At 68.2% G+C, this 20,817-nt stretch carries 21 protein-coding genes and 2 riboswitches; of the genes, 4 read left to right on the forward strand and 17 right to left on the reverse strand.

Annotated features, from left to right (window positions below):
• The first annotated feature begins 34 nt into the window (after positions 1 to 34).
• Entirely contained in the window at positions 35 to 607 is a 573-nt protein-coding gene (locus tag H1B27_RS27690) for a histidine phosphatase family protein (RefSeq protein WP_197968271.1), read from the forward strand.
• A gap of 6 nt (positions 608 to 613) precedes the next feature.
• Here H1B27_RS27690 and cobT read toward each other — a convergent pair whose 3' ends face one another.
• The 8 genes from cobT to cbiE form a co-directional block, all read right to left on the reverse strand.
• The gene (gene cobT / locus H1B27_RS27695; protein ID WP_197968272.1) at positions 614 to 1,666 is read right to left on the reverse strand and encodes a nicotinate-nucleotide--dimethylbenzimidazole phosphoribosyltransferase; all 1,053 of its coding nucleotides are present in this window, start codon (positions 1,664 to 1,666) and stop codon (positions 614 to 616) included.
• Between the two features lie 10 nt (positions 1,667 to 1,676).
• On the reverse strand, positions 1,677 to 2,426 hold the full coding sequence (gene cobF, locus H1B27_RS27700) for a precorrin-6A synthase (deacetylating) (protein ID WP_197968273.1): 750 nt from the start codon (positions 2,424 to 2,426) through the stop codon (positions 1,677 to 1,679).
• Positions 2,427 to 2,472: 46 nt separating this feature from the next.
• On the reverse strand, positions 2,473 to 3,150 hold the full coding sequence (locus H1B27_RS27705; RefSeq protein WP_197968274.1) for an energy-coupling factor ABC transporter permease: 678 nt from the start codon (positions 3,148 to 3,150) through the stop codon (positions 2,473 to 2,475).
• Positions 3,151 to 3,187: 37 nt separating this feature from the next.
• Positions 3,188 to 3,407: riboswitch (cobalamin riboswitch) on the reverse strand.
• 45 nt (positions 3,408 to 3,452) lie between these two features.
• Complete coding sequence (gene cobA / locus H1B27_RS27710) at positions 3,453 to 4,184, reverse strand: uroporphyrinogen-III C-methyltransferase (RefSeq protein WP_197968275.1); 732 nt, start codon at positions 4,182 to 4,184, stop codon at positions 3,453 to 3,455.
• Complete coding sequence (locus tag H1B27_RS27715; protein ID WP_197968276.1) at positions 4,181 to 5,491, reverse strand: cobyrinic acid a,c-diamide synthase CobB; 1,311 nt, start codon at positions 5,489 to 5,491, stop codon at positions 4,181 to 4,183. The genes cobA and H1B27_RS27715 overlap by 4 nt, the downstream gene beginning before the upstream one ends.
• Positions 5,491 to 6,273 carry a precorrin-4 C(11)-methyltransferase gene (gene cobM, locus H1B27_RS27720; RefSeq protein WP_197968277.1) on the reverse strand — a complete coding sequence of 261 codons (783 nt, stop codon included), beginning with the start codon at positions 6,271 to 6,273 and terminating at the stop codon, positions 5,491 to 5,493. The genes H1B27_RS27715 and cobM overlap by 1 nt, the downstream gene beginning before the upstream one ends.
• Positions 6,270 to 6,638, reverse strand: coding sequence for a cobalamin biosynthesis protein (locus tag H1B27_RS27725; RefSeq protein WP_197968278.1), 369 nt, complete (start codon positions 6,636 to 6,638; stop codon positions 6,270 to 6,272). The genes cobM and H1B27_RS27725 overlap by 4 nt, the downstream gene beginning before the upstream one ends.
• Positions 6,635 to 7,816: a precorrin-6y C5,15-methyltransferase (decarboxylating) subunit CbiE gene (gene cbiE / locus H1B27_RS27730; RefSeq protein WP_197968279.1), complete on the reverse strand. Its 1,182-nt coding sequence runs from the start codon at positions 7,814 to 7,816 to the stop codon at positions 6,635 to 6,637. The genes H1B27_RS27725 and cbiE overlap by 4 nt, the downstream gene beginning before the upstream one ends.
• On the opposite strand from cbiE, the gene H1B27_RS27735 reads away from it, so the two are divergent.
• A complete protein-coding gene (locus H1B27_RS27735; RefSeq protein WP_061883216.1) occupies positions 7,815 to 8,561 on the forward strand; it encodes a cobalt-precorrin-6A reductase in 747 nt (248 codons plus the stop codon). The two genes, cbiE and H1B27_RS27735, sit on opposite strands and share 2 nt — an antisense overlap.
• Here the strand turns inward: H1B27_RS27735 and cobJ are convergent.
• From cobJ to H1B27_RS27770, 7 genes are read right to left on the reverse strand one after another with little or no spacing between them, the layout of a single operon-like run.
• Positions 8,537 to 9,271: a precorrin-3B C(17)-methyltransferase gene (gene cobJ / locus H1B27_RS27740; RefSeq protein WP_061883217.1), complete on the reverse strand. Its 735-nt coding sequence runs from the start codon at positions 9,269 to 9,271 to the stop codon at positions 8,537 to 8,539. The genes H1B27_RS27735 and cobJ overlap by 25 nt on opposite strands.
• Positions 9,268 to 9,999 carry a precorrin-2 C(20)-methyltransferase gene (locus H1B27_RS27745; RefSeq protein WP_197968280.1) on the reverse strand — a complete coding sequence of 244 codons (732 nt, stop codon included), beginning with the start codon at positions 9,997 to 9,999 and terminating at the stop codon, positions 9,268 to 9,270. Before H1B27_RS27745 ends, cobJ begins: the two co-directional genes overlap by 4 nt.
• Before the next feature lie 2 nt (positions 10,000 to 10,001).
• Positions 10,002 to 10,631, reverse strand: coding sequence for a precorrin-8X methylmutase (locus H1B27_RS27750; protein WP_061883219.1), 630 nt, complete (start codon positions 10,629 to 10,631; stop codon positions 10,002 to 10,004).
• The gene (gene cobG, locus H1B27_RS27755; RefSeq protein ID WP_197968281.1) at positions 10,631 to 11,794 is read right to left on the reverse strand and encodes a precorrin-3B synthase; all 1,164 of its coding nucleotides are present in this window, start codon (positions 11,792 to 11,794) and stop codon (positions 10,631 to 10,633) included. The genes H1B27_RS27750 and cobG overlap by 1 nt, the downstream gene beginning before the upstream one ends.
• A complete protein-coding gene (gene cobN / locus H1B27_RS27760; protein ID WP_197968282.1) occupies positions 11,791 to 15,039 on the reverse strand; it encodes a cobaltochelatase subunit CobN in 3,249 nt (1,082 codons plus the stop codon). The genes cobG and cobN overlap by 4 nt, the downstream gene beginning before the upstream one ends.
• Positions 15,039 to 16,073, reverse strand: a complete 1,035-nt coding sequence (gene cobW / locus H1B27_RS27765; RefSeq protein ID WP_197968283.1) for a cobalamin biosynthesis protein CobW — start codon at positions 16,071 to 16,073, stop codon at positions 15,039 to 15,041. The genes cobN and cobW overlap by 1 nt, the downstream gene beginning before the upstream one ends.
• Positions 16,070 to 16,444: a DUF1636 family protein gene (locus H1B27_RS27770; RefSeq protein WP_197968284.1), complete on the reverse strand. Its 375-nt coding sequence runs from the start codon at positions 16,442 to 16,444 to the stop codon at positions 16,070 to 16,072. The genes cobW and H1B27_RS27770 overlap by 4 nt, the downstream gene beginning before the upstream one ends.
• A gap of 91 nt (positions 16,445 to 16,535) precedes the next feature.
• A riboswitch (cobalamin riboswitch) is annotated at positions 16,536 to 16,754 on the reverse strand.
• 39 nt (positions 16,755 to 16,793) lie between these two features.
• Between H1B27_RS27770 and cobO the strand changes: the two genes are divergently transcribed.
• Positions 16,794 to 17,429: a cob(I)yrinic acid a,c-diamide adenosyltransferase gene (cobO, locus tag H1B27_RS27775; protein WP_197968285.1), complete on the forward strand. Its 636-nt coding sequence runs from the start codon at positions 16,794 to 16,796 to the stop codon at positions 17,427 to 17,429.
• Between the two features lie 12 nt (positions 17,430 to 17,441).
• The gene (locus tag H1B27_RS27780; RefSeq protein WP_197968286.1) at positions 17,442 to 18,890 is read left to right on the forward strand and encodes a cobyric acid synthase; all 1,449 of its coding nucleotides are present in this window, start codon (positions 17,442 to 17,444) and stop codon (positions 18,888 to 18,890) included.
• On the opposite strand, the gene cobD is transcribed toward H1B27_RS27780, so the two are convergent.
• Positions 18,879 to 19,844, reverse strand: a complete 966-nt coding sequence (gene cobD / locus H1B27_RS27785; protein WP_197968287.1) for a threonine-phosphate decarboxylase CobD — start codon at positions 19,842 to 19,844, stop codon at positions 18,879 to 18,881. The genes H1B27_RS27780 and cobD overlap by 12 nt on opposite strands.
• A gap of 11 nt (positions 19,845 to 19,855) precedes the next feature.
• Positions 19,856 to 20,797: an adenosylcobinamide-phosphate synthase CbiB gene (gene cbiB, locus H1B27_RS27790; protein ID WP_311977033.1), complete on the reverse strand. Its 942-nt coding sequence runs from the start codon at positions 20,795 to 20,797 to the stop codon at positions 19,856 to 19,858.
• Between the last annotated feature and the right edge of the window lie 20 nt (positions 20,798 to 20,817).

Raw genomic sequence — 20,817 nt, forward strand, 5'->3', positions numbered from 1 at the left:
GTGGCCACAGCGACCAACTTTCCTGGAGGCGAGCATGGAAGGCGAGACCTTCCTCTGGCTGATACGGCATGCGACCGTCGAAGGCGTGGCGGGGACGATCCATGCTGCTGATGCGCGGGCGGATCTCGGCGATCACGCAGCGTTGGTGGCTCTGCGGCAGCATTTGCCGCCGGATGCCACCAGCTATGCCAGCCCGTCGCGGCGTACGGTCGAGACCGCGCGCGCACTGCGGCTCGAACCGGAATTGGTCAGCGAATTCCGCGAGCAGGATTTCGGCGACTGGACCGGCCGTCGGCATGACGAGCTCGCCGCGGCCGGTGGCGAGACTTACGCGCAGTTCTGGCACGATCCGGCGCACGAACGGCCGCCGAACGGCGAAAGCTTTGCGGATCAGGTCGCCCGCGTCCGGCTGGGTCTGTCGCGGATTGGCGCAGGCTCCGCAACGCTCGTCGTGCATTCCGGCACCATCCGCGCCGCGCTCTGCATCGCACTGGACCTGACGCCGCGGGCCGCCTTGCGCTTCGTGATCGATCCGCTGTCGCTGACCCGGATCGACCGGCTCACGGCGGGCTGGCGCGTCGTCTCCGTCAACCAGCGCGTGGCCTGAGCCGCATCAGGCCGGGCGATCCGGCACGTTGGCCTGCGCGAACGTCGCCATGCCGTTGTGAAGCGCGCAGCCCGCGCGGACCAGCGGCAGCGCGATGGCCGCCCCGGATCCCTCGCCGAGCCTGAGATCGAGGCTGATCAGCGGCTGAACGTTGAGCGCGCGCAGCACCAGCCGATGCCCCTGCTCCGCCGATTGATGCGAGGCGAGCTGGAACGGCTGGCAGGACGGATTGAGACGCGCCGCCGCCAGAGCCGCGACAGACACGATGAAGCCGTCGATCAACACCGGAATGCGGGCTTGCGCGGCCGCAATGATCGCGCCTGAGATCGCCGCGATCTCGAGGCCGCCGACCGCGCACAGGATCTTCTCGACCGACGCTCCGGCGACGCCGTGGCGGGCGATCGCCGCATCGATCACCCGTGCCTTGTGCGCGCGGCCGGCCGCATCGACGCCGGTGCCGCTGCCTGCGATCTCCCCGGCGCTCACACCGAGCAGGCTCGCCGCGATCGCCGCGGAGGTCGTGGTGTTGCCGATGCCCATCTCGCCGAGGATCAGGAGATCTGGCCGACCGGCGTCGGCGCGCACCACCGCACGCCGGCCGGCCTCGAAGGCAAAGGCGAGGTCCGTGGACGTGAGCGCAGCCTCGACGCTGAAATCACGCGTGCCGCTACGCGGCTTGTCGGTGACGATTCCCGGCATCTGCTCCTGGGCCAGCGTGCCGGCGTCAACCACCTCCAGGCTCGTCCCCAGCTCGCGCGCCAGCACCGAGATCGCCGCGCCGCCGGAGGCAAAATTCGCCATCATCGCGATCGTCACGGCTTGCGGATAGGCCGACACGCCCTGCGCGACGATGCCGTGATCGCCGGCGAAGATGATGATCGGCACCCGCGAGGCGCGCGGCTCTTCGGTCGCCTGCAAGCCCGCAAGCTCGATCGCGAGCTGCTCGAGCCGGCCGAGCGCGCCGGTCGGCTTTGTCAGTTGCGCCTGCCGCGCAATGGCCGCCTCGCGATGGACCGCGGAGACCTCGGGGCAGTTCCGGTAAACCCATTCGGGAAGCATGCTGCCTCGCTTACGCCCTGCGCTTGAGAAGATAGCTGTCCATGATCCAGCCGTGCCGCTCGCGCGCTTCCTGTCGCGCTGCCACGATGTGCGGACCGACCTCGGCCAGCGCGCCGGACATGATGATCTGATCGGGCATGCCGAGATAAGCGCCCCACCAAATATGCAGACGCTCCGGATCGAGCGACTGGAACGCCGTGCCGCCGTCGAGCATCACCACCACGGTATCGACACCTTGCGGCCAGCCGCCTTCACGCAAGCGCCGCCCCGTCGTGACCAGGAACGGCTCGCCGATGTCGTTGAGCGGCAGCGCATGCGCCGCGCACAGCGCCTGGATCGAGGTGATGCCGGGCACGACTTCGATCTTCGGCAACGGATTCAGTCGCCGTGCAATGCGTAGCGAGGAATCGTAGAGCGACGGATCGCCCCAGATCAGCAGCGCAACCGTCCCGTCACCTTCGAGATGATTTGCGATGGTTTGCGACCAGGCCGCAGCCACCGCCTCGTGCCAATCGTCCACGCCCTTGCGGTAATCAGCCTCACCAGCATCGCGCGCAGGAAGATCGAATTCGGCGATGGCTGTCGTGTCGCTGGTGAGCACGTCCGCGCAGATCGTTCGCCTGAGATCGGCAAGATCGGACTTCGCAGCCCCCTTGCGCGGGATCAGGACGAGATCGGCCGCGTTGATGGCAGCGATCGCGGCGCGCGTGAGCTGCTCGGGATCGCCGCAACCGATGCCTATCAGGGAGAGCGTGAGCATCGCGAGCGCGAAGGGCGGCAATCAAGGCCGCCCTTTCGCTTGTCTCTCAGGCGCCGTTGTGCAGGCGCGGAGTGACGAGGCCGGGCGCGGTGACGCCGTGCAGCGACTTCGCCAGCGCCAGCACTGCCAGGTCTGCCAGCGGCTCGATCACGATGACCAGCGCGTAGGAGGCCGCGAAGGTCGCGATGTTGGCGAGGTTGCTCATGGCAAAGCCGGAGCCGTAGAGCGCCCAGAACGCCACCCAGGCGACAACACCCGCTTGATAGGTCGTCGACAGCGCCAGCGCCTGACCGTACTTCAGATCGACATAGGCGGTGTTACGCGAAATGATGCGCGTGGCGATGGCCTGGATCGCGAACAGCGGCACCAGCAGCGTGGTGACGTTCATGCCGTATTGGGGCAGGTCAGCGGGCTCGAACAACAGACCCTGGAGCAGCAGGCCGAATGCGAGGCCGAAGGCGGCGGGCGCAGCACCAAACAACAGGAACAAGGTCGAGCCAAGGATGAAGTGCACTTCGGAAACGCCGACCGGGAAGTGCGGCAGGACCTGGAAGAAGGTGAAGACGAGGCCCGTGGTGGCGAGCGTGCGCGCGGCGAACGAGCCGACACCCTGCGCGCGGACGGTTTCGGCCGCCAGCCTCAGCGCAACGCCGCCTGCGGCGATGCCGGTCGCGTAACTCAATACGAGCTTGGCGCCCGTGACGATTCCCGGTTCGATATGCATGGCTCAATCCCTTCCTGCCGTCACACCCGACGGCCTTGGTCTCAAAACGTGCAGGGCCGGTCTCCTGGCTCGCGGTTCACTAGGGTTCTCCGGCCTTCCCGAACCTTGCGGCCCAGTGGCGATTCGGAGCCCCTCACCGCTTACAGTCGCGGGGGCGGCTGGGGTTTTGGGCGCCGCAACTGGGTCCGCCCACCCCCATTCCCGATTATGCTCCGGCGCTTTGCGCCGCGTCGAGCACCATGCCTCTCCTGTGTGCGCCTTTCGCGAGCCGGGCGTCAAGAGGCGAAGGGCGACCGCCGCCGTCATGACGGATAATCCCCTGCCAGCGCGCCGAACAGGATCACGGCCGCCGTGGACGCGGCGCCGCCCCGTGCAAGCTGCTCGGCGAGCTCGGCAATGGTGGTGCGGACCAGCCGCTCGTCGGGACGACCGAGGGATTCGGCAAACAGTGCGGGCGTGTTCGGGGCGAGGCCGTGCGCGATCAATTTTGCGGCAAGCGCCGGAAAGGTGCGCCGGCCCATATAGACCACGGTCGTGGCCTCGGGATCGGCCAGCGCCGCCCAGTTCAGGTTGGACGGCAGCTCGCCGCTGACGTCGGCCCCCGTGATGAACTGCACCCGGCGGGAGGTATGCCGACGGGTCAGGGGGATGCCGGCCTGGGCGGCGGCGACGCAGGCCGCAGTGACGCCGGGAACGATCTCATAGCCGATGCCGGCATCGCGCAGCGTCTCCAGCTCCTCCTCGAGCCGGCCGAAAATGCCGGCATCGCCGGACTTGAGCCGCACCACGCGCGCGCCCGTCGCAGCATAGTCGACCAGGAGACGGTTGACGTGGTGCTGCTTGGTCGAGGGCCGCCCTGCCCGCTTTCCCACCGCGACAAGATTGGCGCCGGGCCGGGCGAGATCCAGAATCGCACCGGAGGCGAGGTCGTCATAGAGCACGACGTCGGCCTCGCGCAGCCGCGTGGCGCCCCTCACCGTAAGCAATTCGGGATCGCCGGGTCCGGCGGAAATGAACGACACGAATCCCTTCACCGGTCCTCCGCGATCAGATGAAAGAACGTACCGGTGGCGTGGCCGCGCCGCGAGCCGGTCTCGGCCATGACGGCGCCCGCCGCATCGTGCACGACCGCCAGCGGCGCATCCGGCTGCGCGACGATCGTCGAATAGTGGAACTCGTGACCGCGCAGGCGTGCGCCGGGCTGATGCCCCGGCATCGGCGCAGCCAGTTCGGCAAGACGATAGCCCAGATGCATGCGGCGTTTGGCAAAGCTGGTCTCGAGGCCAAGCAGCCCCGTCATCTCATGGCTGACACCGTCGGCATCGGTGAGGCTCGTGCCCAGAACCATATAACCTCCGCACTCGCCGTGCACCGGCCGTGTCTCGGCGAAGGCGCGCAGGCCGCTTCGAAAGCGCGCATTGGCCGCGAGCCTGCCGGCGTGCAGTTCGGGATAGCCGCCAGGAAGCCAGCAGACGTCGGCGCTCGCATCAGGCGTTTCATCGGCAAGCGGCGAGAATGTCGAGATCTCGGCGCCCGCCGCACGCCAGGCCTCCAGCATGTGCGGATAGACGAAGGAGAATGCCGCATCGCGGGCGAGCGCAATGCGTTGCCCGGGTGGCGCCACGTTGAGACCGTTCGCGGCAGGTTGCGGCGACCCGAGCGCCGCCGATCGCAACACGGCATCGAGATCGACATGCTCGGCGACGAAGCGCGCGGCCTCGTCGATCAGCTTCCCGATCTCGGCCCGCTCCTCGGCCTGCACCAGGCCGAGATGCCGCTTCGGCAGGCTGATCTCGGCATGACGCGGCAGCGCGCCGAACACGGCGATGCCGATGTCGTCGAGCGCACGCCGCACCAGTTCTTCATGACGCGGGCTGGCGACGCGGTTGAGCACGACGCCCGCAAGGCGCACAGCGGCACGATAATCGCGAAGGCCTGCGGCGATTGCGGCCGCAGTCTGCGCCTGGCCCGACGGATCGATCACCAGAACGACCGGCCAGCCCAGCATCTCCGCAATGTCGGCGGTGGCACCGGTGCCGGAGACGCCGCGCGCGGCGACGCCGTCGTACAGGCCCATCGAACCCTCGGCGAGCACGACGTCGGCGTCGACACCGCGGCTGACGAGATGCGCGATGGTGCCGCGATCCATCGCCCAGCTGTCGACGTTGACGGAGGCGCGGCCCGTTGCGGCGGCGTGGAACGCGGGATCGATGTAATCGGGCCCGCTCTTGAAGCACTGCACGTTCAGGCCGCGCTGGCGCCAGGCGCGAGCGAGCGCCAGCGTCAGCGTGGTCTTGCCGACGCCGGAGGCGGGCGCGGAGATGACGAGGCTCGCCGGCATCACGACGCCTCCGGAAAGCGCGGCTCGGCGCCGACGGGCCGATAGCGGCGGTCGTAATCGGCGGCATAGAGGCGGCTCTCGTCGAAATCGGCAGCGCCAAGCGTCTTGCCGACCAGGATCAGCGCGGTGCGCTCCATCTCGGTACCCACGGCCGCATCGAGCGTTGCCAGCGTCGCACGCACGATGCGCTGCTCCGGCCAGCTCGCGCGCCAGACAATCGCGACCGGGCAATCGGCGCTGTAATGCGGCGTCAGCTCGGCGACGACCTGGTCGAGCAGATGGATCGACAGATGAATCGCGAGCACCGCGCCGGTCGCGGCGAACGCGGCGAGATTCTCGCCTTCGGGCATTGCGCTGGCCCGCCCCGGCGTGCGCGTCAGCACCACGGTCTGAGCGAGACCTGGCAACGTCAGCTCGGCCTCCAGCGCGGCCGCAGCGGCGGAAAAGGACGGCACGCCCGGCGTCACCGTGTAGGGAATGCCGAGCGCGCGCAGGCGGCGAAGCTGCTCGCCCATTGCCGACCAGATCGAGAGGTCGCCGGAATGCAGCCGCGCGACATCCTTGCCTTCCGCATCCGCGTCGGCGATCTCAGCGATGATCTCATCGAGCGACAGCGGCGCGGTGTTGACGATGCGTGCACCGGGTGGGCAATGCGCCAGCACGCCCTCCGGCACCAGCGAGCCGGCATAGAGACAGACCGGAGAGGCGGCGATCAGATCGCGGCCGCGCAGCGTCAGCAAATCGGGCGCGCCCGGGCCGGCGCCGATGAAATGCACCGTCATGCGCCGTCTCCTTCGGCGATCGCCGCGGTCGCGGTGCGATCGCGCGAGACGACGCGCGTCGCAATCAGCCGCGCGCGGGGACCGGCCGCAGCGAGCGCCGCGGCCTCGGCAAGCGATCCCGTCCCGAACTTTTCCGCGACGAGTTTCGACTGCGTCGGCGTGTCGATGCCGGCCAGCCTGTCGGCCGGAACGGCCTTGATCGGCACACCGCATTCCTGCGCGAGCTGCTTCAGCGCCTCCGCGTCGGCCTTGTCGCTGACGGTCGCAAATGCCGCAAGACCTTCGGGGCCGCCAGCCGTCACGAGCGCCTCGCGCAGCGCGGCGAGCGTCACGTCGCTCCTGAATCCCAGACCGGCGACTTTCATCGGATCGCACTCCATTGCACCACCGGCCGCGTCGCCTCCCAGGAGCGGTAGCGACCGAGGGGAGCCACATGCGCGATTTCGACCCGCATCAGCTCCCCGCCATGGCGCTGGTGCAGTTCGGCGAGCAGCGCTTCCGTCTCCAGCGTGACCGAATGTGCGACGAACCGCGCTCCGGGCGAGAGGCGCGCCCAGACGGCATCGAACATCGCGCCATCGAGGCCGCCGCCGATAAAGACGGCATCCGGCGGATCCAGCGCAGCAAGGGCTTCGGGCGCCTTCCCCGAAACGATGACGATCCGATGCGCCAATCCGAACGCGGCTGCATTGCTGCGAATGTTCGCGGCGCGATCTTCGCGCAGCTCGATGGCCGTGGCCGTCCCGCCGCACAGCCCCCACTCCACCGAGATCGAGCCCGAGCCGGCGCCGACGTCCCACAAGCGTTCGCCGGGCCGCGGCGCCAGCGTCGAGAGGGCGAGCGCGCGCGCCGGCCGCTTGGTGATCTGGCCATCATGGACGAAGAGATCGTCCGATAATCCCGAACTGCGGGGAATGCCCTGGCCTCCCTTCGCCTCGACGGCGACGGTGACCAGGTTTCCAGCGAGATCACCGGCCAGACTATCGGCGCGATATTCTCTGATGCTTTCGCGCGGGCCACCGAGGGCGGCGAGTATCCAGAAGGCCGAGGGGCCCCACCCGCGCTCGCTCAACCACCTTGCGAGATCGCCAGCCGCTTTCCCATCGCGCACGAGGCAGATGATGCGCACCCCTCGCGCCAGATGCGGACCGAGACGCTCGAACGGTGCGGCGTGAAGGCCGAGGCAGACGGTAGATTCGAGGCGCCAGCCCAGCCGCGCGGCCGCAAGCGAGAATGTCGACGGCGCGGGGTGCGCGATCCACTCGCCGCCATCAAGCATCTCGGCGAGGCTCGCGCCGGCGCCATGCCACAACGGATCGCCGGAGGCGAGCACCGCCGTCGGCCGGCCACGGCAGCTCAGCACGATCCTTGCGTCGAACGGCACCGGCCACGGGCGGCCGCGGCTGCCAATCTCCGCAAGCGCGAGATGGCGCTCGCCGCCGAAGACGGTTTCCGCCTTGGCAAGCGCCTTTCGGCTTGCCTCGGACAGCCCAGCAAGGCCATCTTCGCCGATACCGATGATTGTCAGCCAGGGATCAGACATGACGCGCGCCCTCATTCTGGGCGGAACAGCCGATGCGAGCCTGCTCGCAGCGGAGATCGCGCGCGCCGGCATCGACGCCGTCTATTCCTATGGCGGCCGCACCCGCGCGCCGGCCGACCAGCCGCTGCCGACCCGCATCGGCGGTTTTGGCGGCGTGAGCGGCCTTGCCGACTACATTCGTCGTGAAAATATCACCCATGTGATCGACGCAACGCATCCCTTCGCAGCCGAGATGAGCCGGAATGCGGTCGCGGCGTGTGCGGAAACCGGCGCACCATTGATCGCACTGGAACGCGAGCCCTGGACGAGAGGGCCCGGCGATAACTGGATCGAAACGCGCGACGTCAACGCGGCCGTCGCCGCGCTGCCTGACGTGCCGACAAACGTGTTCCTCGCCATCGGCCGCCAGCACATTGCGCCGTTCGCGAGCAAGCCACAGCATGCCCACACGTTGAGGTTCGTCGATCCGCCCGAAGCGCCCCTGCCCTTCGCCGCCGATGTGATCGTGTCGCGTGGACCGTTCACGCTTCCAAGCGAACTGGAGATGCTGCGCGCGCGCGGCATCGCGTGGATCGTCGCCCGCAATTCCGGCGGTGACGGCGCGCGCGCCAAGATCGACGCGGCTCGCATGCTTGGCTTGCCCGTGATCATGATCTCGCGACCAAGACTGCCCGAGCGGCCGCGGGTCGAGAGCGTGGCCGAGATCATGCAGTGGCTCGGTCATTCTACCCGCCTCGGCGCATAGACCCAGCGGCCGACGCGGCGCGTCTGCGAATTGCCGACGATCACGAGCGTGCGCATGTCAGCCATTTCAGGCATGGCTTCGTTCAGCGTGACGGTCGCGATCTTCTCGTCAGCCGCGCTGATCGCGCGGGCGAAGATCACGAGGCGCTCGCCGCAGCCTGCCTCTCGAAGCACCGCAAGCGCGCGGCCAAATCCCTCCGGCCGGCTCGCCGAGCGCGGATTATACATCGCAATGGCAAAATCGGCTTCCGCCGCGAGGCGGAGGCGTTTCTCGATCACCGCCCACGGCTTGAGATTGTCGGAGAGATTGATCGCACAGAAATCATGACCGAGCGGCGCGCCGGCACGCGCGGCCGCCGCCAGCATCGCGGTAATGCCAGGCAGCACGCGGATCGGCAGCGTCTGCCATTGCGGCGCCCGTTCGAGCGCCTCGAACACGGCCGAGGCCATCGCGAACACACCGGGATCGCCGGAGGACACGACGACGACGTGGCCGCCTTCGGCCGCCAACCGCAAGGCCTCGCTCGCGCGCTGCAGCTCCTCGCGATTGTCGGAGGGATGCAGGGTCAGACCCGGTCGCGGCGGCACGCGCGCGACATAGGGCGCATAGCCCAGAATGTCGGTCGCGGCTGCGAGCGCGGCGGAGACTTCCGGCGTCACCAACGCGTCGCTCCCGGGCCCGAGGCCCGCGATGGTCAGCGTGCCCGTCATTCGGCAGCATCCAGATGCCGGCCCTTGCCGTGCACCAGCACGATCGCGAAGTACGGACAGTCGGCGGCGTCGATCTCGGCGAGCCGCGCGACGCGCTCACCCGGCATGGTGCCCTGCTCGACCAGCCAGGCATCATCCAGCCGGCCGGCGGACGCGAGCGCGCGGCGCACCTTGGCGAGGTTGCGTCCGGTCTTCATGATCACGAGCGCATCGGAATCGCGCATGCGCCGTTCGAGCTCGTCTTCAGCAAGCGTGCCCATCAGCACCGTCGTCACGTCGTCGCCGAGCGCGATCGGCTGCCCGACGCCGTTCCAGCAGCCGACCATGCCCGGAATCCCGGCGATCACCTCGATCGCGGCGCGGCCCTGCAGGCGCGTGTGCAGATGCATGAAGGAGCCATAGAAGTACGGATCGCCTTCGCAGAGCACGACGACATCAACCGCGCGCGCCAGCCGCGCCAGGCGCTCCGCCCATTCGTCGTAGAAGCCGGCGAGCAGCTGAACGTATTCAGGACTTTCGAAGGCAATCTCCGTGGTGACCGGATATTCCATCGGATATTCGGTGACGTCGGCCGCCAGCATGCCCTCGACGATGCGGCGCGCCTGGCCCGGCCTGCCCTTCTTGCGGAAATAGGCGACGTGCTGCGCGGCACGCACCGTCCGGTCGGCGCGCACGCTCATCAGATCAGGATCGCCGGGGCCGAGACCGCAGCAGATGATGCGTCCCATGGCTATTCGCTCCGGCTCGCCAGCGCGTTGACGGCAGCAACCGTGATGGCGGAACCACCGAGGCGGCCTTCGACCGTCAATGCCGGGACCGGCGGATCGGCCATCAGCGCGGCTTTCGATTCGGCGGCACCGACGAAGCCGACGGGACAGCCGATGATCGCCGCAGGCCGCGGGCAATCGTGATCCTCCAGCATATTGAGCAGATGAAACAGCGCGGTCGGCGCGTTGCCGATCGCGACGATTGCGCCTTCCAGATGCGGCCGCCACAGTTCCAGCGCCGCAGCCGAGCGCGTGTTGCGCATGGATCGCGCGAGCGCAGGAACGGACTCGTCTCCGAGCGTGCAGATGACGGCATTGGCCGCGGGAAGCCTTGCGCGCGTGATGCCTTCCGAGACCATGCGCGCGTCGCACAGGATCGGCGCGCCCTTTTGCAGGGCCGCGCGCGCGAGGGTCGCCATGCCTGACGTGAAGCGAACATGCGCCTCCAGGCCGACCATGCCGGCGGCGTGGATCATGCGCACCACCACCGGCTCCTCGTCCGGCGTAAAGCGCGCAAGATCGGCCTCGGCCCGAATGGTCGCAAAGGATCGCCGGTAGATCGCCGCGCCATCGGTCTCGTAGGTGTACGGCATCAGTTCCCTCCGACCAGGATGGAGGGATCGCTGACGATGTCGGCGCCGTCGAGCCCGCGCAGGACCGGCTCGTCACGGGTCGAGCCGTCGCGGACGAGATCGAAACCGGCATGCGTCGCAATCAGCGTGACCGCAGCCGTGCCGGAATGGGCGCAGCCCTTGCCGCAGCCGGAGACGTGGAGCCGCACATCGGCGGCAATGCGCGGCGCCAGCGCTGCTGCGAGCGCGCGCGTATCGGCATGAGCTTCCCGGCAGCGCGGCGCGCCGCTGCAGGCGATCACGCGCAGCGCGGGGTCGTACGGCTCGGTGATGAGGCCCGCCCCGCCCGGCATCTCGCGCTTGCCCTCGCTGAGCACCATCCGCCAGGGCGTCATGCGCAGCGCATGTCCGCAAGCAGAGAACTGGTGGAGCGTCGCGTGCAGCATCTGCCCGAACGCGACGCCGACCATCGCGCCTTGCGGATAGTGCCCGGGCCGCGCCGCGGCCATGACGGGCGCCGGTTCGGTCTCGCCGCGCAGCGATTGAGGCAACGCGGTGCCGGACGCGATGAGGGCCGCCATGCGCCCTTGCCCGCCCCTCGCGCCACCGGAGATGATGAACCAGCTTGCGAGCGCCAGCGCCGTGCTCACGGCCTGTCCGCGTGCGACGGAGCGGCCGAGCCTTGCGCCATCGGCCCGCACCAGGAGACGGCCCGAGCGATCGCGCTCGATGCGTATGTCGGCGGAATCGCCAGCCAGAACGCGCGACCTTCCGTCGTCGATGGCGAAGCCGAACTTGGTGGGAAGCGCAAGGCCGGAATCGGCGAGCGCCTCCTCGAGCTCCGCGGCGAGCGACTGCGTTTCGTCGCCGTTGCTCCAGAACGGTGTCACCAGGATGTTGCGCCGAGCCTCGATGTCGGCGTCGGGGTCGAGCAGCTGGAGCCGCGCAAGGCCGTCAAGCAACGGAAGATGGCTCTCCTCTTTGACGCCCCTGATCTGGAGATTGGCCCGGCGTGTGACGTCGATCAGACCATTGCCGAAGCGTTCGGCCAGTTCGGCAAGCCCGGAGATCTGTGGTGCTTCAAGTCGCCCGCCAAACGGACGCACGCGCACCACGAACCCGTCGCCCGACAGCATCGGGCGCAGCGCGCCGGGACACCAGCCTTTGACTGCGCCCGCGCTCATGAGGCCTCCCGCAGCGCCGCCGCGATCGAATTGCGGCGGGTTCGCCAGAGTGAGGCGTCGTGCAGGCGTGTGAAGCAGGTCTCCATCGCGGCGAGCGCGGACGGATTTTCATTGGCCATGAAGGCCCGGACGTCGTCGTTGCCGAGCGTGGCATCGTAGTAGAGGTCGAACAGATGCGGCGGCACGGCGTCCGCGAGATGCGCGAAGGCGGCCATGTGCTCCAGCGTCGCGGTGATCTCGGCGGCGCCGCGAAAACCATGCCGCATCATGCCGGCGATCCACGCCGGATTGACCGCGCGCGCCCGGACGACACGCGAAATCTCCTCCGTCAGCGTGCGCGCGCGAGGTTGCTCGGGGCGTGTCGCGTCGAGGTGATAGAGCGATGGCCCCTCCGCGCCGAGATGTGCCGCAGCTGCGGCGACGCCTGCCTCATGCGCAGCATAGTCGGCCGCGAGCAGCAGATCGGTTTCGGGCAAGTCCTGCACATGGACGAAAGCGTCGGCAGATGCGAGCCGCTGTTCGATGCCGGCGCGATCTGGCTGCATCGCACCATCTGCCGAGAAGGCCCAGGACGATGCGGATAGCCAGGCCTCCCCCGCCGCATCGCGTGTCTCCGACGTGAAGGCATCCGGGATAGCGGACAATCCGACGCCGTAGTGTCCTGGGCGCGGCGCGAAGACGCGCGAGGTACGGTGACGATACGGATTCTCCTCGCCCTCGTCCTCACGCGCCGCGAGCGCTTCGGAAGCGGCTTCGAACAATTGCGCAAGACCCGCGAAGACATCGCGGAACAGGCCCGACACGCGCAGCGTGACGTCGATGCGCGGACGGCCGAGCTCGGCCGGCGCGATGATGTCGTAGCCGGTGACGCGGCCGGAGGCGTGATCCCAGCGCGGCGCGAGGCCGGCCAGGTGCAGCGCCATCGCGAATTCCTCGCCCGCCGCGCGCATCGTCGCCGAGCCCCAGAGATCGACGATGAGGCCCTTCGGCCAGTCGCCGTGATCCTGCAAATGGCGGCGGAGCAGCTCTTCCGCAAGCTTGATGCCTTGCGCATGAGCCGACGGCGTCGGCACCGCGCGCGGATCGACGGCGAAGAGATTGCGCCCGGTCGGCAGCACGTCCTGGCGTCCGCGATAGGGCGAGCCCGACGGCCCCGGCGCAACGCGCTGGCCTGCCAGCGCGGCAAGCAGCGCATTCCGCTCCGCTTCGCCGCAAGTGCCGCGGCCGAACACGTGCAGGCCGTCGCCGAACTGGCTCTCCTTGAGATCGCAGACGAAGCGATCGATCCGCGGGATAGCTTCGGCGGGCGCTGCCGAGGCATCGAGGCCGAGATCCCCTTCGAGGCCGGCGGCACGCGCCTCGTCGCGGATCGCCGCGATCAGGCGCTGGCGGCGGGCGGGATCGAGACCATCAGCGGTCGAATATTCATCGAGCAGCCGCTCGAGCCGGCGCAGGCCATCCGGCACCGCGGATGTTTCCAGCGGCGGCGGCAAATGGCCGATCGTGACCGCGCCGATACGCCTCTTGGCCTGCGCGGCCTCGCCGGGATCGTTGACGATGAAGGGATAGATGACGGGAAGATCGCCGGTCAGCGCTTCCGGCCAGCAGCTCGATGACAGCGCCACGGATTTCCCGGGCAGCCACTCCAGCGTGCCGTGTGCACCCATGTGCAGGACGGCGTCACAGCCCTGCTGATTGAGCCAGAGATAGAAGGCGACATAGGCATGGCGCGGCGTGCGGGCGAGATCGTGATAGTCGGCATCGCGCGAGGTGGCTTCGCCGCGTTCCGGCTGAATTGCGACAATCGACCGACCACATTCGATCGCGGCGAAATGGAACGCGCCGTCGCGGTAGCTCGGATCGTCTTCCGGCGCGCCCCAGGCCTGCGCGAGATCGTCCTGCAAGGATTGCGGCAGGCGCGACAGCGCAGCGCGGTAGTCGGCAACATTCCAGATCAATTGCTGCTTCAGCAGCGTCTCGCCGAGTGCATGAACCGGAGCAACAGCGAATCCGGCCTCCGCGAGATCGCACAACAACGCTTCGACCGAAGCCAGCACGTCGAGACCAACCGCATGCGCGATCTGGTGCGGCCGGCCGGGATAGTTCGACAGCACGATCGCCAGCCGCTTCTCGCCGGCCGGGGTCTCGGCAAGGCGCCGCCAGGCCGCGACGCGCGCGGCGACGGCCTTCACGCGCTCCGCATCGGGCGTGTGCGCCAGATGCGAGAATTGCAGATCCGGATCGCGCATCGCGGCCGACTTGAAGCTCGCCACGCCCGCGAACACGCGGCCGTCGACCTCGGGCAGCACCACATGCATGGCGAGGTCGCCCGGCGAAAGGCCGCGCAGCGAGCTCGCCCAGTCCTCGCGCCGCGCCGTCGAAAGCGCGACCTGAAATACCGGACATGGCGCAGCATCGAACGGCGTCGTGCCGTCGTCGCTCATTGCCGAGAACGCCGTCGCATTGACGATCGCCGCCGGAGGATCCTGCGCAAGATGCGCGCGGAGCCAAGCCGCGACGCCGGGGGCCTTCAGCGAGCCGACGAATACGCCATACGCATCAAAGCCGTGCTCGCGCAGCGCCGCAATCAGGGCATCGACCGGTCCCGTGTCCGCAGCAGTGAGATAGGAGCGATAAAAGGTCACCAGCGCGCGCGGCTTCGCCTCGGCACCGGCCGGAGCCGCAATGATGCCACGCGCGGGATCGTAGAATCCCATCTCGGGCACGGTCATCTCGCCGACGACCGGTCCCGCGTAAAGCCCCGAGGCCAGCGCAAGCTGCGCGATCGCGGCCTGCGCCGCGACCGGACCGCCGGTGTCGCAGAGCACCTTGAGCCGCCGCAGCGTCGAGACCGGCAAGGTCGAGTACGAATCGAGCCGCGTGTCGTCGCGGCCATCGGCCGGCAGCACGGCGAGCACGATGTTGCGATCCTTCGCGAGTTGCTGGAGCGCCGCAAGCCCGTACGCCCAATAGGACTCGCCGCCGATCAGGCGCACCAGGATGCCGCGCGCCTGCGACAGCGTGCGCTCGATATAGGTGTCGACCGACAGCGGATGCCGGAGCTCGGCGAGATTGGCGAGCCGCAGCGACGGCAGGCTGTTCCGGCCACGCCGCCAGCCGGCCGCGAACGCCGCAAGATCGGAATCCGAATACGAGAGCACCACGAGATCGGCCGGGTCCTGGCCGATGTCTCTTGGCGTCGCGGTCTCCTCGAGACCACGGCTCTCGCGGAAAACGACGTGCATCAGAGACCTAGTCCCGCCTTGATTGCCGCCTCGTCGATATCGCCGTGCTCGCCGATCACGACGAGCTTCGACTGCCTGAGACCCACGCCCCAGGGCCTGTCGAACTGGTGGCGCACGCGCTCGCCGACGGCCTGCAGCAACAGGCGCATCGGCTTGCCCGCGACCGCGATATAGCCCTTGGCACGTAGCACGTTCTGCTCGCGCGCCAGACGCTGGACCGAGGCGACCAGCGCATCGATATCCGCGACCTCCGGCAGATCGATCACGACGGAAGCGAAATCGTCGTGCTCGTGCTCCTCCTCGCCGTCATGATGCGACGGACGCGCGGCGAGATCGTTCTCGGCGGCAGCGCCAAGGCCGAGAATGACGCGCGCATCGATCGCACCGTCGGTGACGGAAAGCATCGGCACGCGGCGCGGCATCTCGGCGGCGATCGCCGCCCTGGCGGCTTCGATTCCAGCCGCGCCCGCGAGATCCGCCTTGGTCAGCAGCACGATGTCCGCGCAGGCGATCTGGTCCTCGAACACTTCCGACAGCGGCGTCTCGTGATCGAGATTGTCGTCCGCCGCGCGCTGTGCGTCAACCGCAGCCGGATCGGGCGCGAAGCGGCCGGCCGCGACAGCTTCGGCGTCTGCCAGCGCGATCACGCCGTCCACCGTGATGCGCGAGCGGATCTGTGGCCAGTCGAATGCCTTCAGCAGCGGCTTCGGCAGTGCCAGGCCCGAGGTCTCGATCAGGATGTGATCGGGCCGCACCGGGCGCGCCAGCAATTTCTCCATCGTCGGAATGAAATCGTCGGCGACGGTGCAGCAGATGCAGCCGTTGGCGAGTTCGATGATGTTCTCCTCCGGGCAATTGGCGTCTGCGCAGGATTTCAGGATTTCGCCGTCGACGCCCTCGCTGCCGAACTCGTTGACGAGCACGGCGAGTTTCTTGCCATTCGCATTGGCGAGCAGATGCTGGATCAGCGTGGTCTTGCCGGAACCGAGAAACCCCGTGACAACAGTGACGGGGATTTTGGCGAGCGAGTTCATTCGGCGGCCTCCGGCACGACGGCAATGGGGGGAATGCGGGCAAGCGACTGCTTGCGGAATATTTCCGGCCTGCTGCGCCACGGCACGAGGCCATCCGGCGCCGCCGCATAAGCCGCCGCGCCTGCGACCACGTCACGCGCATTCGCATCCGACAGGCGGCCATAGACATAGGACCAGCGGCCGGGCGCGCTGAGCGCGACCGAGCAGCCCTGGCTGCAGGCCGACAGGCATTCGACGGGAACCACATTGACGCCGTCGGGGACGCCGGCGTCGAGGATCGCGCCATGCAGGCGCTTGCCGGGCGTCGTCTCGCCCTCGCCAAGCGTCTGGCCGGCGCGGCAGGTGATGCAGACGTGAAGTGTGACGGTCATCGCCTCTTCCAGGGTAAACAGCGGGAGGCGAGAGGCACACGGACCTGACTCAAGGCCCGTTTCCCCGTCGCGGAACACCCCGTCCGCCGGTCCAAAACTCTTCGCGCTGGCAGGTCTCCCGGCTTGCGGAGCAGGGCTTTGCCCTTCGATCCCGCCTTCCCGATTCCAAAGGGAATCAGTGGCTTCGGGCATCTCTCCGGTCACGGTCGCGGGGGCGGCTGCATTTTGGACCCAAATCTTGCCGATTCGGACCCTATCGCATTCCCTCTTCGCCTGTCATAGGACAGGAACCAACGCCGGGCCACCATTTGCCCGTGGCTGCCACTTGTCAAGCCGAAGGACTGGACCGATGACGCCTGAACCGGACACCCGAACGGGCGAGGAAACCGACGCCCGGCATGCCCAGAAGATGGCGAAGAAGAAAGCCGCCCGCGACAAGATCATGGCGACCAAGAGCGGCGAAAAGGGCCTGATCATCGTCCACACCGGCAGCGGCAAGGGCAAATCCTCCTCGGCCTTCGGCATGATCGTCCGCTGCGTCGCGCATGGCTTCCCTTGCGCGGTCGTGCAATTCATCAAGGGTGCCTGGGACACCGGCGAGCGGCGCCTGCTCACCGGCCATTTCGGCGATCTCTGCCAGTTCCACGCCATGGGCGAAGGCTTCACCTGGGAGACGCAGGACCGCGCCCGCGACATCGCCGCCGCACGCGCCGGCTGGGAGAAGGCCAAGGAGCTGATCCTCGATGAGCACTTGCGCATGGTCGTGCTCGACGAGATCAACATCGCGCTGCGCTACGATTATCTCGACATCGCCGAAGTGGTCGAATTCCTTTCGACGCAAAAGCCGCCGATGACGCATGTCGTGCTCACCGGCCGCAACGCCAAGGACGAGCTGATCGAGATCGCCGATCTCGTCACCGAGATGACGCTGGTGAAGCACCCGTTCCGCTCGGGCATCAAGGCGCAAGCCGGCGTCGAGTTCTGAGACTCTTCGGCGATGGCGCGCGCATTGATGATCCAGGGAGCCGGTTCGGACGTGGGCAAGTCGCTCATCGTCGCCGGCCTTGCGCGTGCCTTCACGCGGCGGGACTTGCGCGTTCTCCCGTTCAAGCCGCAAAACATGTCGAACAACGCCGCCGTCACCGTCGATGGCGGCGAGATCGGCCGCGCCCAGGCGCTTCAGGCGCTTGCCGCCGGGGTCGAGCCGCATACCGACATGAACCCGGTGCTGCTGAAGCCCGAGACCGATGTCGGCGCGCAGGTCATCGTTCACGGCAAGCGCATCGCCACGGCGCGTGCGCGCGACTACGCGGCGATGAAACCATCATTGATAGGCGTCGTGCTGGAGAGCTTCGATCGGCTGAAGGCGCGCGCCGATCTCGTGCTGGTGGAAGGCGCCGGCAGTCCGGCCGAGGTGAACCTGCGCAAGGCCGACATCGCCAATATGGGCTTTGCACGCAAGGCGGACGTGCCGGTGGTGCTGGTCGGCGACATCGACCGCGGCGGCGTGATCGCGCAGCTCGTCGGCATCAAGACGGTGATCGACCCCGACGATGCCGCGATGATCCAGGGCTTTGTCATCAACAAATTCCGCGGCGATCCCTCGCTGTTCGACGACGGCTACAAACTGATCGAGCAAAAAACATCCTGGCGCGGCCTTGGCGTGCTGCCGTGGTTCGCGCGCGCCGGCGAGCTGCCGGCCGAGGATGCGCTGGGCCTAAGTGATGCGCGAAAGCCGGGCCGATGCAAGATCGCCTGCCTCGCACTGTCGCGCATTGCCAATTTCGACGATCTCGATCCGCTCAAGCTCGAGCCGGGCGTCGATCTCCTCATGGTGCGTCCGGGCGAAGCCATTCCCGGCGATGTCAGGCTCGTCATCATTCCCGGCTCCAAATCCACCCGCGGCGATCTCGCCTTCCTGCGCGCACAGGGCTGGGACATCGACCTGCTCGCGCACCACCGCAGGGGCGGCCATGTGCTCGGCCTCTGCGGCGGCTATCAGATGCTCGGGCACAGCGTCGCCGACCCCGATGGCATCGAGGGCCCCGCGGGCGACACGCCGGGCCTCGGACTTCTGGACGTGAACACGGTGATGAGCCCGCAGAAGACGCTGACGCGCGTTGCGGCCGTGCATGCCGCAACGGATCAGCCGATCGAGGCCTACGAGATCCACATCGGCCGCACCGACGGCCCCGATCGCGCCCGCCCGTTCGCAAAACTGAATGGCGAGCCGGAAGGCGCCATCTCGCAGGATGGGCGCGTGCAAGGCAGCTATCTGCACGGCCTGTTTACCTCGGACGATTTCCGCAAGGCGTTCCTGGCCGGGCTGGACATTCCCGCAGGCGACGAACCCTATCGCGCCAGGGTCGAGAGCGCGCTCGACGCCCTCGCCGACCACATCGAAACCCATCTCGACGTCGAAGGTTTGCTCGCGCTAGCGCGTTAGGACCTCGGCGAGCCGCGCCCATTCGGCTTCGCCGCCGGGAAGTCCGAGGCGTAGCCACGTCGGCTTCTGCGCAAAGACGCGCGACCAGACTTGGCGACGTGCGAGCTTCTCCTGTGCGGCACGCGCGTCAGGCGTTTCGTACAAGCGAAACAGCGGCGTGCCGCCAACAAGCCGCCAGCCTTGCGTTCGCGCCATGTCGTCGAGGCGGCCACAGTCGCGCGCAAGCCGCGCCGACGTGGCCTCGGCCCAGGCCTGGTCGTGCAAGGCGCGACAGCCGATCGCAATCGCCGCTCCCGAGACCGGCCATGGACCCGACATCGCCGCGAGCCTGGCGATGTCGGCGGCATTGCCGATCACAAAGCCGAGGCGCAGGCCGGCAAGGCCGTAAAACTTTCCGAAGGAGCGCAAAATCAACAGTCCCGGTCGATCCGCTTCGGGAGCGAGCGACAATTGCGGCACGGCATCCGCAAAGCTCTCGTCGATCACGAGACGGCCGACACGCGGCAGCAGCGCCAGCAGATCCCTGGGCATATGATGCCGGCCGTCGGGATTGTTGGGATTGACGACGACGGCGAGGTCCGAGCCCGCCAGCGCGTCGAGATCCGCAACCTCCGTAACATCCCAACCCGCAGCCGACAGGACTCCAGCATATTCATTGTAGGTCGGGCCGAGGATGCGGGCGCGACCGGGCGGCGCCAGTTGCGGCAGCAATTGAATGGCGGCCTGCGCGCCACCCATCGCAAGGACCGGTGCACTGGTGCGGTAGGCCTGCTGCGCGGCCCGATGCAGCGCCTCGATCTCGGCACGCGCCGGCAGCGCGCTCCAGGCATGCAAGCTCACCTCACCCACCGGATAAGGCAGCCGGTTGATCCCGGTCGACAGATCGATCCAGTCCTCCGCGCGTCCACCAAAACGCTGCTGGGCCTGATCCAGATTTCCACCGTGCTCGCGCATGCCCCGTTCTTTCACGCGAAAGCCAGGATCGCAAGGACGCCGGCGAGCAGCAGCATGGCGCGACGGTACAGCGTCAGTGCCTCGTCGATGTCCGTGGCGCGCGGATCGCGCGCGCCTTCGTTCAGCCAGGGCTCGTCGGTCGCGCTGCCGTGATAGATGCGGGGACCGCTGAGCCGCACACCGAGCCCGCCAGCCATGGCCGCTTCCGGCCAGCCGGCATTGGGCGAGCGATGACGGCGCGCATCCCGCGTCATGCACGACAGCGCCTCCGACCGGTGCGGCGCCAGCAGCACGAAGAGAAATCCAGTCACCCGCGCCGGAATGAAATTGACGACATCGTCGATGCGCGCCGCCGCCCAGCCGAACGCTTCATGCCGTTCGCTGCGATGGCCGATCATGGAATCCAGGGTGTTGATGGCCTTGTAGCCGAGGATTCCAGGCAGGCCGAACAGCGCGCCCCAGAACACCGGCGCCACGATGCCGTCGGAGGCGTTCTCCGCAAGGCTCTCGATCGCCGCGCGTGCGACGCCGGCCTCATCGAGCACCGCTGGATCGCGGCCGACGATGCGAGACACCGCCTCGCGCGCAGCGGTGATGTCGCCGTCCCGCAACGGCTCTGCGACGGCAGCCACATGATCATGCAACGAGCGCAAGGCGACCAGGGGCCAGGCCAGGATGCCCACCGCCATGATCTGACTCCAGCCTGAGGGAAGCAAGGATTGAAGCCCCCAGCCGAGCGCGACCGAGAGCGCGATCACCACGAGTGCGCCGGCAACGCCGGCAGCGCGGCGCAACGCCGGCGGACCGGACGCGCGATTCCAGGCGGAGTCGATCGCGGCAATCAGCCAGCCCAGCCAGGTGACGGGATGGCCGATCCGCACGAACAGCGACGACGGCCAGCCCAGAAGGGCATCCACCGCCATCGCCACTGCCATGGCCCCCGCAAATTCCACGCAAATCTCCCGTCTCGCTC

Source organism: Bradyrhizobium diversitatis (genome assembly GCF_016031635.1).
Taxonomy (GTDB): Bacteria; Pseudomonadota; Alphaproteobacteria; order Rhizobiales; family Xanthobacteraceae; genus Bradyrhizobium; species Bradyrhizobium diversitatis.